Genomic DNA, 14,435 nt, shown 5'->3' on the forward strand with positions numbered 1-14,435 from the left:
AAAAATTATGGGTTTATATAAAATTGTAAAGTATTTAGCAATTGCTCTTGGAGTTATTGGTGCTGTTTTGGCACTAATGATTATGGCTGGAGATGCTGATACTGCGGATAGCATGGGAAGTAATGTATTATACGTTACTTATATCGTGTTAGGTTTAGCAATATTATTAGTATTAATATATGTTGTTAAAGGCTTATTTGCTGGTAACATTAAAAAGACATTAATGACCGTAGGTGCTTTTGTAGCTATTGTTGTAATCTCTTTTGTGATATCATCAGGAACTGATTTAGATTTAACACCTTTTACTAAGAAAGGACAAGATATAACTGAAGCCACTTCTAAAAATGTTGGTGCAGGTCTGTACACTTTCTATATCCTTGCTGTTTTAGCAATTGGATCAATGATGTTTTCAGGTGTTAAAAAAATATTAAATAGATAATTATGGCAAAAAGAGCAGCACCAGAAGTTAATGCAGGCTCCATGGCCGATATTGCCTTCTTATTATTAATATTTTTCTTGGTAACCACTACCATTGAGACAGATTCTGGTATTAACCGTAAACTGCCACCTATGGAAGAATCTGAAGAAGATGTTATCATCAAAGAAAAAAATATTTTTACTGTAATAATAAATAAACATGACCAACTACTTGTAGAAGATGAGGTTATGGAACTAAAAGATTTAAGAGCAGCTGCTATTGAATTTTTAGATAATGGAGGGGATGGTTCATGTAGCTATTGTAATGGTAGTAAAGATCCAAAATCATCAGATAACCCCGACAAAGCAATTATATCTTTGGCTAATGACAGAGAAACGTCTTATGAATCTTATATATCTGTTCAAAATGAATTGGTGGCAGCTTATAATGTTTTAAGAGATAAAAGATCTCAAGCATTACATGGAAAACCGTTCAGTGAATTAGAAGCAAATTATAACGATGTAAACTGGCCAGGAAACAAAGAGCTTTTAAAGAAGCAGATAGATCAAATAAAAGTTGACTATCCTCAAAAGCTTTCTGAAGTAATACAAAAATAACTTAAATCAATATGTCTAAATTTAAAAAGAAAAAAGGAGGCGATATACCAGCTGTAAATACAGCATCTTTACCAGATATTGTATTTATGTTATTATTCTTTTTTATGGTGGCCACCGTTATGAGGCAAAACACCTTAATGATTGAGAATAATTTGCCATTTGCTGATCAAGTTGAAAAACTAGATAAGAAAGATTTAGTAATGTACATTTACGCAGGAAAACCAAGTGAAAACTATAAACAATTTGGAACTGAAGCAAGAATACAGCTTAATGATAAGTTTGCTGGAGTAAATGAAATTGCTGCTTTTATAGCTGCAGAACGCGCTTCTAAACGAGAAGAATTAGTGCCATTTTTAACTACTGCTCTAAAAGTAGATAGTAAAGCTAATATGGGATTAATTGGAGATATAAAGCAAGAATTACGTAAAGTAAATGCATTAAAAATTAACTATACTACCAAAAAAGGTAAAGTTGTTAATTAAACATCTTAATTTTAGAAAAAAAGACGTTTTGAATATATTCAAAACGTCTTTTTTTTTATATCAAATATTACAATTTAATTTATATTTTTATAGTTATACTATATAAATGAAAAAAACTTTATTCCCAATACTATTAATTATATGCTACCAGTGGACATTTTCACAAGATACCATTACAAAAAAAATAGACTCCCTCTACAAAGAAGATCAATTTTACGCAGGTTTTACTTACAACTTGCTAAACAATAAGCCTGAGGAGGTTTCACAATCTGGTTTTTCAACAGGTTTCTATTTAGGGTTTATAAAAGATATGCCACTTAATAAAAGAAGAAATTTTTCTATTGGAATTGGACTTGGATACGCTACAAACTCATTCAATCAAAACATGTTGATTAGTAAAGATATAAATGAAAATATCAATTATAGTATATTAGACGATAGTTCTGTATCCTATTCTAGAAACAAATTCTCTACCAATCTTATTGAACTACCCATTGAATTTAGGTGGCGCACATCAACGGCAACTACTTATGATTTTTGGCGTATTTACACAGGTTTTAAATTAGGCTATATATTTACACATACTGCAAAGTACAAAGGTGATTTAGGAAATTTCAAATACAAAGATATCACCGATTTAAATGTGCTCCAATATGGTTTAACATTAAGCGCAGGGTATAGCACTTGGAATTTTCATCTCTATTACGGCTTAAATAACATATTTAACAATGATGCAACATTAAATGGTGAACAAATTAATATGAAAGAACTAAAAATTGGCTTAATGTTTTATATTCTTTAAATATCATTTAGTTATAAACACCTAAAAACAAGTAAAACAATAAATAGAAATGGTTTTTTCAAAATTTTACCAAAAAAATAAATTTAAGGAACGATACCATTGAATTGAAAATAATAAAACTACACTTATAATATACAAAAACACTAATTTAACTTTATGCTTTAATAGCGGTTATACTAATTTACAACCAGTAATTCACGAGTAATAATTGTGGTATAAAACCAATAAAAAAACCTATAATCAACTCTATACTAGAGTGCGCATCTAACAGTAATCGGGATGTTGCAAGGGCACCTATCAATACAACCATTAAGGCTAATGATTCATTAATATTGATATTAAAGTGTATACTTAAGGCTATAAAAAACATAAACACACCAGAAACTGCAATCATGTGAATACTTGCTTTAAATTTCAATACCGCTAATATTAAACAGGTTAGGGTAGACAATAAAATTCCAACAAAGAAAAAATACAATTCTATAACCTGTGTAGGAGATAAGATGTATTTAAGCACTAAAATTAGATTAATACAATTAAAAAACAAGGGTAAAATACGTTCTTTAGTTGTTTCTAAATGAATAGATTTCACTTTACCTCTAAGCATTAAAATAAAGTAAAGAAGTATTGGGAGAATAACAGTAAGTATTAATACTGCAAATAATTTTGCATAAACAATGTCTTCAGGGAGATATTTTGGAGATTTATAAAAATAAAAAACAACCCCAAAAAAAGGCATTAATAAAGGGTGAAAAATAAACGATATACTCTTTAAGATACGATTCATCATATCTTTTTTCTTAATCGCGCTACTGGAATGTCCAATTGTTCTCTATACTTTGCAACGGTACGTCTTGCTATTGGATACCCTTTGTCTTTTAAAATTAGTGCTAAAGTCTCATCTGTAAGTGGCTTTCTTTTATTTTCTTCCTCAATAACAATTTCTAATATTTTTTTTATTTCCCTAGTTGAAACATCTTCGCCTTGGTCATTTTTCATGGATTCAGAGAAAAATTCTTTAATTAATTTGGTCCCATAAGGGGTATCCACATATTTACTATTGGCTACTCTTGATACAGTAGATACATCCATATTTATTTCATCGGCTATATCTTTTAATATCATGGGTTTAAGCTTACGCTCATCACCAGTTAAAAAGTAATCTTTTTGATAGTGCATAATAGCACTCATAGTGACAAATAAAGTTTGTTGACGTTGTTTAATAGCTTCAATAAACCATTTTGCTGCATCCAATTTTTGTTTAATAAATATAACAGCATCTTTTTGAGAATTAGATTTTTCCTTAGAATCTTTATAGCCTTTTAACATGTTATTATATTCTCTTGAAACATGTAATTCTGGTGCATTTCTACCGTTGAGAGTTAACTCTAATTCTCCATCAACTATTTTAATAGCAAAATCTGGAACCACGTGCTCAACGATTCTATTATTTCCTGAATAAGACCCTCCTGGTTTTGGATTTAAATGTTCAATTTCTGAAATAGCATCCTTTAGCTGAAGTTCTGAGATATCAAACTTCTGCATTAATTTTTTATAATGCTTTTTTGTAAACTGATCAAATGCAGAGTCTATAATATTAGCAGCTAAAGCTATATCAGCATTTTTTTCTTTTCTATGCAATTGGATACTTAAACATTCCTGCAAATTACGTGCTCCTACACCTGCAGGGTCTAATTGGTGAACAAGATGCAACACGGATTGAATTTTTTCTTCAGTTGTATAAACATTTTGAGTGAATGCTAAATCATCCATGATATCTGATAAAGATCTACGGATATAACCACTTTCATCAACGCTACCAACCAAAAATTCTGCAATTTCACGAGCTTCATCATCCAACCGGTATGTATTTAATTGATTAATTAAGTATTGTGTAAATGAAGTTCCAGCAGCATAAGGCATGGTTTTTTCTTCATCATCACTACTATAATTATTTACTTGTGTACGATAATCCGGTATTTCATCATCACTTAAATACTCATCAACATTAATATCATCATTTCCTATAGTTTCACTATCATTAAAATCGTCATTAGAATTATCTAAATCAGCATCATAATCATTTTCAAGAGCTTCTTTACCACTTTCAAGTGCAGGGTTTTCTTCAAGTTCTTGTTTTAAACGTTGCTCAAAAGCCTGCGTAGGCAACTGTATCAATTTCATTAATTGAATCTGCTGCGGCGATAACTTTTGTGATAGCTTAAATTGTAATTGTTGCTTGAGCATAGTATTTGGGTATTAATCAAATATAATCAAACCTTATAGGTTTACAAAACTGTGTTTATTTAATCGATTTTATTTATAATATTAAAACCTCATCAAGAGATTTTGGTTTTAACAGGATCTAAAATTCTGCATTTTGTGGTGTTCTTGGAAATGGAATTACATCTCTAATATTACTCATTCCTGTTACAAACATAACTAAACGCTCAAAACCTAAACCAAAACCGGAGTGTACTGCCGTACCATATTTTCTTAAATCTAAATACCACCAAAGTTCTTTTTCGTCTATCTGTAAAGCAGCCATTTTTTGCTTGAGTACTTCTAAGCGTTCTTCTCGTTGGGAGCCACCAACCATTTCACCAATACCGGGAAAAAGAATATCCATAGCTCTTACCGTTTTACCATCATCATTTAAACGCATATAAAAGGCTTTGATGTGGGCAGGATAATCAAAAAGAATGACTGGACATTTAAAATGTTTTTCTACTAAAAAACGTTCGTGTTCGCTTTGTAAGTCTGTACCCCATTCATTTATTAGATATTTAAATTTTTTCTTTTTGTTAGGTTTGCTATTTCGTAGTATGTCTATAGCTTCGGTATAACTAACACGTTTAAAATTATTATCAATAACAAAATTCAATTTTTCAATTAAACGCATATCACTACGTTCCAATTGTGGCTTTGTTTTATCTTCCTCAATCAATCGATTTTCTAAAAACTCTAAATCATCTCTATTATTTTTAAGAATATCGCTTAAAACAGACTTCATAAAATCTTCTGCCAAATCCATATTGCCTGCTAAGTCTAAAAAAGCAACCTCTGGTTCTATCATCCAAAACTCTGAAAGATGTCGTGATGTATTGGAATTTTCTGCTCGAAAGGTAGGGCCAAAGGTATATACTTTACCAAGAGACATGGCATAGGTTTCTGCCTCTAATTGTCCAGAAACAGTTAAATTAGTTTCTTTACCAAAAAAATCTTTTGAATAGTCAACTACACCTTTTTCATCCAATGGCGGATTCTTAGCATCCAACTTACTAACCTTAAACATTTCGCCAGCACCTTCAGCATCACTCCCTGTAATAATAGGTGTATGCATATAATAAAATCCGTGATCATTAAAATATTTATGAATAGCAAAAGACAATGCTGAACGTAAACGCATTACCGCACTAAACGTGTTGGTACGTGTTCTTAAATGTGCATTTTCACGAAGGAATTCAAAAGAATGCTTTTTAGGCTGAATAGGGTAAGTTTCAGGGTCAGAATCCCCTAAAATTTGAATAGTCTTTACTATAATTTCTACACGTTGCCCCTTACCTTGACTTTCTACTAAATCTCCTTCTATATGTACTGCGGCACCTGTAGTAATACGTTTTAAAGTTGCTTCATCTGTATTTTCAAAATCTACTACACATTGAATGTTGTGTAAAGTTGAACCATCATTTAAAGCAACAAATCTATTGGCACGGAAAGTTCGAACCCATCCTTTTATATTTACTTCTGAAAAAACAATATCTTTTGATAATAATTCTGAAACCGTATGTGATGTCATATACTTTATATTTAAAATGTAAATATAAAGTTTTCAAACATTATAATTGAAGTTCTAAACAAAGAAGAAACATAAAATTATGGTCTTATTTTTTTTAGTTTTCGTCATCAATTCCGTCTTCTTCAGGAATAATATTTATAGTAGGTTTTCTTAAAACTTGTTTATTAGCAATACTTCGCTCTAACGACAATAACAAAGAAGGCAATAACAACAAGTTTGATAACATGGCAAACAATAAGGTAACAGACACCAAAGCTCCCAATGCCACTGTACCTCCAAAACTGGAGATAATAAATACTGAAAAGCCAAAGAACAATACAATAGATGTATAAAACATACTAACACCTGTTTCTCTTAAAGCACCATAAACAGATATCTTTATTTTCCAATTATTGGCTTGTAATTCTTGTCTATATTTTGCTAAAAAATGAATAGTATCATCTACTGATATACCAAAAGCAATACTAAACACCAATATGGTTGATGGCTTTATAGGAACCCCCAAATACCCCATTAACCCTGCAGTAATTAATAAAGGCAATAAGTTAGGAATTAAAGAAACAACAATCATTCTTACAGAACGAAACATATATGCCATAAATAGTGCAATTAATAATATAGCCAGTGACAATGAAATAGCTAAATTTTTAACTAAATACTTAGTCCCCTTTTGAAATACCAACGCTTTACCTGTAATAGTAATATTATACTGTTCCTTTGGAAAGACTTTATTTATTTTAGCTTGAAGATCTTCTTCAATACGTTCCATTTTATCAGTACCAACATCTTTCATAAATGTAGTAATACGTGCATATTGCCCTGTGCTATCTACAAAGTTTTTAAGTAAATCAACATTAGATGTTGAGTTTTTTGCATATGATAAAATAAAACTATTTTCTTGTGAAGTTGGTAATTGATAAAATTTTGTATTACCGTTATAATAGGCCTGTTTAGAATACTTAACCAATCCCACAACAGAAATAGGTTTTGATAATTCTGGAATTTCAACAATTAAGTCTTCCAAATCATCCATGCGCTTAAGTGTAGAAAGTTTCATAACACCTTTTTTTCGTTTGGTGTCAATCATAATCTCTAGGGGCATAATACCGTTAAACTCTTGTTCAAAAAAACGAATATCTTCAAAAAACTCAGCTTTTTTAGGCATGTCTTCAATTAAACTACCTGAAATTTTTATCTGATAGATACCAATAATACTCAAGATTAACAACCCTATAGAAACAGCATATATGGTTATGTGTTTATTTTTAACCATACATTCCATCCAATTAACAAAACCACCAATCCACCGCTTGTTTAAATGTTCTAAATGGCGATCTTTGGGAAAAGGTAGAAAAGTGTAGATAATAGGAATTATAAGCAAACACAAAATAAAAATTGCCAAGATACTTAATGATGCTACTATACCAAACTCTTTAAGAAGTGTACTTTCTGTTAAAATAAAAGTAGCAAAACCGGATGCCGTAGTAACATTGGTCATTAAAGTAGCGTTTCCTATTTTGGTAATAACACGTTGCAACGATCTTACTTTATTGCCATGCAGTTGTACTTCATGTTGGTATTTATTTATTAAGAATATACAGTTTGGAATACCAATAACAATTATTAATGGAGGTATTAATGCTGTCAAAACTGTTATTTCATATTTCAATAAACCCAGAATACCTAAGGTCCACATTACCCCAATACACACTACAATAAGTGAAATAAAAGTGGCTCTAAAAGACCTGAAAAAGAAAAAGAATATAAGTGAGGTAACCAATAAAGCAGCCAATACAAACCCACTTATTTCGTCAATTATTATTTGAGCATTAAGTGTTCTAATGTATGGCATTCCAGAAATACGTACATCTAAATTATAATCTTTTTCAAATGCTTCAATTTTTGGCATTAGAACATCAACAACAAAATCTTTCCTTGCCGAAGTGTTAACAATGCTTTTATCCATATAAATAGCCGTACGAATCGTTTTTGTTTCCTTATTAAATAAAAAATTGTCGTAAAAAGGGTATTTATTAAATAACTCTTCTTGAAGAAGGTCTATTTGAGCAACAGAAGTAATGGAGTCTTTGATAAAAGGCTGTAAAAGGAATTTTTCATGAACTGTATCCTTTACTAATTTTTGAAGATCTTTTATTGATATAACCGTTTCAACAGCAACATAACCTTTAAATTCTTCCGAAAGTTTATTCCAAGCATTTAATTTCTCAGTAGTAAATAAGGTACTGTCTTTAATGCCTAACACAATTAAATTGCCTTCTTCTCCAAAGGTTTTTAAAAAATCATTATAAATGATATTTATTTCATGGTCATCAGGTAAAAGATTGGCTTCGGTAAAAGTAAAACGCATGTTTTTCCATTGCAGACTAAAAAAAATAGTAATCAATACAATGCCAATAAGAATGCTAATTTTGTTACGCAAAATCAATCTTGCAGTAACACCCCAAAAGTTTTTTGTAAAAAGTTTAAACATGCTTTATTTTAAGAAGCGCAAAGGTAGAAAAAACGAGTGTATTACTTCATAATGAGACGTTAAATGTAAATTTAAATGCAACATTATCACTAAACTCTGGAAGATGATAGCCTCCATATCGATAGGTAAAGCTTAAACCAAAACCAAACAGTAATTTATTAATTTCAAAACCAGATTCCGTATAGCCTTTATTTAATGTCCCAAACGTAATATTTTGATGCTTTTCTGGTTGCTCCATATCTCCAAAAGCTAAACGTGTTATCAACACCAGTTGTGGCTTATAACGTAATGAAACATCAAAAGGTTTAAAAAAATGTTTGAATTGTAAGGTAGTAAATTTATCAGAAAAAAACTCATTAAAAAACATGGTTTCAAAGCTATTTAACCCAGCTACTGAAAAACGCTGCAGTATAGTTTCCTTTGTTATGTTATTGGGATAGGCATGATATAAGTGAGATAAAGGTGTATTACCATTGGCAACTCCTGAAACTAAAATAATTTCAGAAAGGTGACTGTTTTTAGTCCCTATTTGATACATGGTTCTAAAATCTAATTTAGAAAATGCAAAATCACTACCAAAAACATCCTTTAAACTTTTTGTATATTGTAAAGTAAATTTAGGAAACCCTTCTTTAGTTTCATTTAACCCTGTATCGGTAAGTTGCACATCGTCAAATGGACTCCATTGAAATGCTATTTTAGCCGTACTTAAATTAAAATGTTGAATTACCTGATGATCCAAAACATAACCATATGAATACGTCGGATTTATTTTACTAACGGCAAATTCTGTTTCTGTTTGCAATTCTGGTGTTAACTGATGCTCTATTCCTATAGTTTTTGTAATATGCTTATGAAATAAATCAATATTAAGTAATCTGGGTTCAAAAAATTGAAAAGAACGTCCGTCTGTAATAAAATTGGCACTCCCTGTTTCCTGTAAATCATCCGTATAAGAAACATTTAACCATGTATCTGTTTTTGATGACAACCTAAATCCGCCACCAATACTATATTTAAAACGATGGTCTCTAAACCCATATACCGAATAGCCATTTATACGATATTTTTCAGAAAAAGCATCATTAGTTATGAGTCCAAGACCTGTTCGAATGCCTTCATATTGATTGTATTTGATTAAATATCTTAAATCAAAATTGAAATACTTTGTTGGGAAATAGCCGTTACCAATACTTTTAAGTAATAGCCTTTTTTTAATGGAATCTTGTTTGGGTTCAAAAATCTCTTTAGAAAAAGATTGAGCTTGAAGCAACGTAGTACAAACAATAAAAAAAAATAAGATGTTCCGTTTTATCATTTATACTGCTTAAAATATAACGTAGCTAAAGGGTTTTATTAAAAAAGCGACTGAAGTGCCGCTTTTAAAATTATACTGTCATGATTTCCTTTTCTTTTACCTCGTAAAGTTCATCAACCTTTTTAACGTATTTATCTGTCATTTGTTGTACATCAATTTCTGCATTCTTTTTAAGGTCTTCAGAAACATCATCATTCTTTTTAATATCGTTATTTGCATCTTTCCGAGCTGTTCTAATACTTACCTTAGCATCCTCTGCTTCCGCTTTGGCTTGCTTTGCTAAATCACGTCTGCGCTCCTCTGTTAAAGGTGGTACATTAATAATAATCGTATCACCATTATTCATAGGATTAAAACCTAAATTAGCAACCATAATGCCCTTCTCTATTTCCTGCAACATATTTTTTTCCCAAGGTTGAACGGTTATGGTTCTTCCATCTGGCGTATTTACATTGGCTACTTGACTTAATGGAGTTTGAGCTCCGTAGTAATTCACCATGACACTTCCAAGCATAGCTGGACTTGCTTTCCCTGCTCGTATGTTAACAAATTGTTTTTCGAGATGCTTGATAGCATTGCTCATTGCTTCTTTTGTTGAATCTAATATAAATTGTATGTCTTCGTTCATTTTATAAACTTTTTTAATAACTAAAAATAAGCAAAAATTACGCCAATTACTATATGTTAACCTCAGTACCTATTTTTTCTCCAGAAACCACTCTAAATAAATTTCCTTTTTTGTTCATATCAAAAACAATAATAGGCAATTCATTTTCTTGACTTAAAGTAAAAGCCGTAGTATCCATAACTTTTAAACCTTTACTTAAAACTTCTTCAAAAGATAAAGTGTTAAACTTTATTGCCTTACTATCTTTTTCTGGATCAACATTATAAATTCCATCTACTCGTGTTCCTTTTAATATAACATCAGCCTCAATTTCAATCGCTCTTAAAACAGCAGCAGAATCTGTAGTAAAATATGGATTTCCTGTACCACCACCAAAAATAACCACACGTCCCTTTTCAAGATGACGCATAGCTTTACGGCGAATAAAAGGCTCTGCCACTTGATTAATATGAACAGCAGATTGCAAACGTGTTGGCACCCCTGAGTCTTCCAAAGCACTTTGCAATGCTAAACCATTAATAACGGTTGCAAGCATCCCCATATGATCCCCTTGCACACGATCCATGCCGTTACTGGCTCCAGAAAGACCTCTAAAAATATTTCCTCCCCCAATAACTATTGCTACTTCTACACCTTTGTCAGTTATAACTTTAATATCCTCTGCATATTCCGCCAAACGTTCTGGATCGATTCCATATTGGCGAGAACCCATTAAAGCTTCACCAGATAATTTTAGTAGTATTCTTTTATATTTCATAAATATTGTTGATGACATTTCCATCAATATGGAAACAAGATTGTGCAAATATAAACAATATCTTAAATTGCTCTAACTGATTTTTTGCATAAAAAAACCACTACTCTCATTTAGAATAGTGGTTTCGTTTATAATTTTCATTGAAAATGAAAATATGTTGTTTTTACTTTTAAAATTTCTGCTTTGCAGGATTTTATTATCCTACTGTAGCTCTTTTGAATCCTGTAATTTCAACATCACCGTAAGAGGCAACATATTTAGCCACATTTATTTTTTCATCTTTAATGAAGTTTTGATCTAATAAACATTTCTCTTGATCAAGCGTAGTGTTATCAGAAATAAAACGTTCCATTTTTCCTGGCAAAATTCTATCCCAAATTTGCTCTGGTTTACCTTCTGCTTTCAATTCTGCTTTTGCATCCTCTTCTGCCTGTGCTAAAGCTTCAGGAGTTAATTGTGCCATTGAAATAAATTTAGGTACATTTTTAAGCGTTTTACCTAAGCGACCTAATTCAATATTATCTTTTTCAATAACAGCTATTCTAGCCTCTGTTTCTGAAGCAACAAATTCAGGATCAAAATCTTTATAAGACAATGTGGTTGCTCCCATAGAAGCTACTTGCATAGCTACATCTTTAACTAATGTTTCAGCATTATCTACTTTAGCAGACAACCCAACTAAAGCTGCAATTTTATTAATATGTACATAAGCTCCAACATAGGGTGCTTGTAATTTTTCAAAAGCAGTAATGTCTAATTTTTCACCAATAACACCTGTTTGCTCAGTTAGTTTATCAGCGACTGTCATACCTCCAAAATCAGCTGCTAAGAATGCTTCTTTTGTATCAAAATTTAAAGCAAGATCAGCTAATTCATTAGCTAAGGTTACAAAATTCTCATTTTTACCAACAAAATCAGTTTCACAACCTAAAACAATAGCAACTCCTTCTGTTTGGTCTGCATTAATTTTTGCGATAGCAGCACCTTCAGAAGAATCTCTATCGGCTCTTTTTTCTGCTACTTTTTGTCCTTTTTTACGTAAAACATCAATAGCTTTATCAAAATCACCACCAGCTTCAACTAGTGCTTTTTTACAATCCATCATTCCTGCACCAGTTGCTTGTCTTAATTTATTTACTTCTGCTGCTGTAATTTTTACTGTAGATTCCATATCTTTTAGTATTTAAAAAAAGTCGTTTAATTTATTTCAGCAAAGAAAAGAATCAAACGACTTTGTAATGTTTTGTTAATGTTATTTATTCTTCTTCGTCTGCGGTAACTTTAGCCTTAGGAGCAGCTTTAGCTTTAGGTGCTTTTTCAGCATCATTAGAAGCATCTTTATCTGCTTTACGCTCAGCTAAACCTCCTGCTATTGCAGATGTTACATGAGATAAAATTTTATCGATTGATTTAGAAGCATCATCATTTGCAGGAATTACATAATCAACTTGACGTGGATCTGAGTTGGTATCAACCATTGCAAATATTGGAATGTTTAATTTTTGAGCTTCTTTAATCGCAATATGCTCACGCTTAATATCTACAACAAATAACGCACCTGGTAAACGAGTCATATCAACAATAGACCCTAAGTTTTTCTCTAACTTAGCTCTTAAACGATCAACTTGTAAACGTTCTTTTTTCGATAAAGTTAAAAACGTTCCATCTTTCTTCATTCTATCAATAGACGCCATTTTTTTAACTGCTTTTCTAATAGTAACAAAGTTAGTTAACATACCACCTGGCCATCTTTCTGTGATATAAGGCATGTTAATAGCGCCTGCTTTTTCTGCAACGATATCCTTCGCCTGTTTTTTTGTTGCTACAAATAAAATTTTACGACCAGAGTTAGCAATTTTTGCTAAAGCCTCTCCTGCTTCGTCGATTTTAGCTGCTGTTTTGTATAGGTTTATAATATGAATACCGTTACGTTCCATATATACGTAAGGAGCCATGTTTGGGTCCCACTTACGTGTAAGGTGTCCAAAGTGTACACCTGCTTCAAGTAATTCTTTTACTTCTACTGCCATTTTTGTAATAGTTTACGTTCTGTTGAATTAGCAATGTTCCATTTGGCTTTTGGCTCTTGGCTTCATTTAGATGCTAAACTAAATCCTGCTTTTAGGCTAGGACAACAATAACTGTTTATTTTTTTGTTTTTAATTCCAACAAGATTGAGATAACTAAAAAATAGATATCCAATCATGTTGAGGATAATATTAACGTTTAGAGAACTGGAATTTCTTACGCGCTTTCTTCTGACCGAATTTCTTACGCTCTACCATTCTTGGATCTCTAGTTAGTAAACCTTCTGGTTTAAGTGTTAATCTGTTTTCAGCATCAACCTCGCACATAGCACGAGAAAGGGCTAAACGAACAGCTTCTGCTTGACCGGTAATACCACCTCCATATACATTTACTGTAATATCAAAGTTGCCGTCATTGTTAGTCATAACTAAAGGTTGCTTTACTTTGTACTGTAAGGTAGCGGTAGTAAAGTAATTAGCTAAGTCTTTTTTATTAATCGTAATGTTTCCTGTTCCTGGAGAAACATAAGCACGAGCAACAGCCGTCTTTCTACGGCCAATTTTGTGAATTACTTCCATTTTATTTAAATTCTTCTAGGTTAATTGCTTTTGGTTTTTGAGCTGCATGAGCGTGCTCTGTTCCAACAACAACTGTTAGGTTACGGAATAAATCTGCACCTAATTTGTTTTTAGGGAGCATTCCTTTTACTGATTTTTCTACTACTCTTGCTGGGTCCTTCCCAAACAATTCTGTAGCAGTTAAACTTCTTTGACCACCTGGATATCCTGTGTGACGAATGTAAGTTTTATCATTCCACTTGTTTCCAGTTAAGTTGATTTTTTCTGAGTTGATAACAATTACGTTATCGCCGCAATCAACATGTGGTGTGAAGCTAGGCTTATGTTTACCTCTTAATAGTTTTGCAACTTTAGAAGCTAAACGACCCAAAGTTTGACCATCTGCATCAACTAAAACCCACTGCTTATCTACAGTAGCTTTATTAGCTGAAATGGTTTTGTAGCTTAATGTGTCCACGTTATTATATTTTTTATTAAACATTCCTCTCTCAAAAAGAGTTTGCAAATTTACGATTAA

15 protein-coding genes are annotated in these 14,435 nt (G+C 31.6%); 4 read left to right on the plus strand and 11 right to left on the minus strand.

Annotated features, from left to right (window positions below; translation table 11 throughout):
- Positions 1-7: 7 nt before the first annotated feature.
- From APS56_RS08120 to APS56_RS08135, 4 genes are all read left to right on the plus strand, one after another.
- Positions 8-439, plus strand: a complete 432-nt coding sequence (locus APS56_RS08120; protein WP_054727032.1) for a hypothetical protein — start codon at positions 8-10, stop codon at positions 437-439.
- Between the two features lie 2 nt (positions 440-441).
- Positions 442-1,035 carry an ExbD/TolR family protein gene (locus APS56_RS08125; RefSeq protein ID WP_054727034.1) on the plus strand — a complete coding sequence of 198 codons (594 nt, stop codon included), beginning with the start codon at positions 442-444 and terminating at the stop codon, positions 1,033-1,035.
- Positions 1,036-1,046: 11 nt separating this feature from the next.
- The gene (locus APS56_RS08130; protein WP_054727036.1) at positions 1,047-1,517 is read left to right on the plus strand and encodes an ExbD/TolR family protein; all 471 of its coding nucleotides are present in this window, start codon (positions 1,047-1,049) and stop codon (positions 1,515-1,517) included.
- 106 nt (positions 1,518-1,623) lie between these two features.
- On the plus strand, positions 1,624-2,319 hold the full coding sequence (locus tag APS56_RS08135) for a porin family protein (protein WP_054727038.1): 696 nt from the start codon (positions 1,624-1,626) through the stop codon (positions 2,317-2,319).
- A 181-nt stretch (positions 2,320-2,500) separates the two neighbouring features.
- Here the strand turns inward: APS56_RS08135 and APS56_RS08140 are convergent, their stop codons facing one another.
- From APS56_RS08140 to rplM, 11 genes are all read right to left on the minus strand, one after another.
- Positions 2,501-3,109, minus strand: a complete 609-nt coding sequence (locus APS56_RS08140) for a hypothetical protein (RefSeq protein ID WP_054727040.1) — start codon at positions 3,107-3,109, stop codon at positions 2,501-2,503.
- The gene (gene rpoN, locus APS56_RS08145; RefSeq protein ID WP_054727042.1) at positions 3,106-4,566 is read right to left on the minus strand and encodes an RNA polymerase factor sigma-54; all 1,461 of its coding nucleotides are present in this window, start codon (positions 4,564-4,566) and stop codon (positions 3,106-3,108) included. The genes APS56_RS08140 and rpoN overlap by 4 nt, the downstream gene beginning before the upstream one ends.
- A gap of 118 nt (positions 4,567-4,684) precedes the next feature.
- Complete coding sequence (gene asnS / locus APS56_RS08150) at positions 4,685-6,118, minus strand: asparagine--tRNA ligase (protein ID WP_054727044.1); 1,434 nt, start codon at positions 6,116-6,118, stop codon at positions 4,685-4,687.
- A 94-nt stretch (positions 6,119-6,212) separates the two neighbouring features.
- Positions 6,213-8,609, minus strand: a complete 2,397-nt coding sequence (locus tag APS56_RS08155; protein ID WP_054727046.1) for an efflux RND transporter permease subunit — start codon at positions 8,607-8,609, stop codon at positions 6,213-6,215.
- A 46-nt stretch (positions 8,610-8,655) separates the two neighbouring features.
- Complete coding sequence (locus APS56_RS08160; RefSeq protein ID WP_054727048.1) at positions 8,656-9,927, minus strand: DUF5686 family C-terminal domain-containing protein; 1,272 nt, start codon at positions 9,925-9,927, stop codon at positions 8,656-8,658.
- A 70-nt stretch (positions 9,928-9,997) separates the two neighbouring features.
- Positions 9,998-10,555, minus strand: coding sequence for a ribosome recycling factor (frr, locus tag APS56_RS08165; protein WP_054727050.1), 558 nt, complete (start codon positions 10,553-10,555; stop codon positions 9,998-10,000).
- A 49-nt stretch (positions 10,556-10,604) separates the two neighbouring features.
- Positions 10,605-11,312, minus strand: coding sequence for a UMP kinase (gene pyrH, locus APS56_RS08170; RefSeq protein WP_054731273.1), 708 nt, complete (start codon positions 11,310-11,312; stop codon positions 10,605-10,607).
- 196 nt (positions 11,313-11,508) lie between these two features.
- Positions 11,509-12,483 carry a translation elongation factor Ts gene (gene tsf, locus APS56_RS08175; RefSeq protein WP_054727052.1) on the minus strand — a complete coding sequence of 325 codons (975 nt, stop codon included), beginning with the start codon at positions 12,481-12,483 and terminating at the stop codon, positions 11,509-11,511.
- Positions 12,484-12,568: 85 nt separating this feature from the next.
- Complete coding sequence (rpsB, locus tag APS56_RS08180) at positions 12,569-13,342, minus strand: 30S ribosomal protein S2 (RefSeq protein WP_054727054.1); 774 nt, start codon at positions 13,340-13,342, stop codon at positions 12,569-12,571.
- Positions 13,343-13,531: 189 nt separating this feature from the next.
- Positions 13,532-13,918 (minus strand): 30S ribosomal protein S9, encoded by a 387-nt coding sequence (rpsI, locus tag APS56_RS08185; protein WP_054727056.1) that lies wholly within the window; start codon positions 13,916-13,918, stop codon positions 13,532-13,534.
- 1 nt (position 13,919) lies between these two features.
- Positions 13,920-14,375 carry a 50S ribosomal protein L13 gene (gene rplM / locus APS56_RS08190; RefSeq protein WP_054731275.1) on the minus strand — a complete coding sequence of 152 codons (456 nt, stop codon included), beginning with the start codon at positions 14,373-14,375 and terminating at the stop codon, positions 13,920-13,922.
- Between the last annotated feature and the right edge of the window lie 60 nt (positions 14,376-14,435).

The sequence above is a fragment of the Pseudalgibacter alginicilyticus genome, assembly GCF_001310225.1.
In the GTDB taxonomy this organism is placed as follows: domain Bacteria; phylum Bacteroidota; class Bacteroidia; order Flavobacteriales; family Flavobacteriaceae; genus Pseudalgibacter; species Pseudalgibacter alginicilyticus.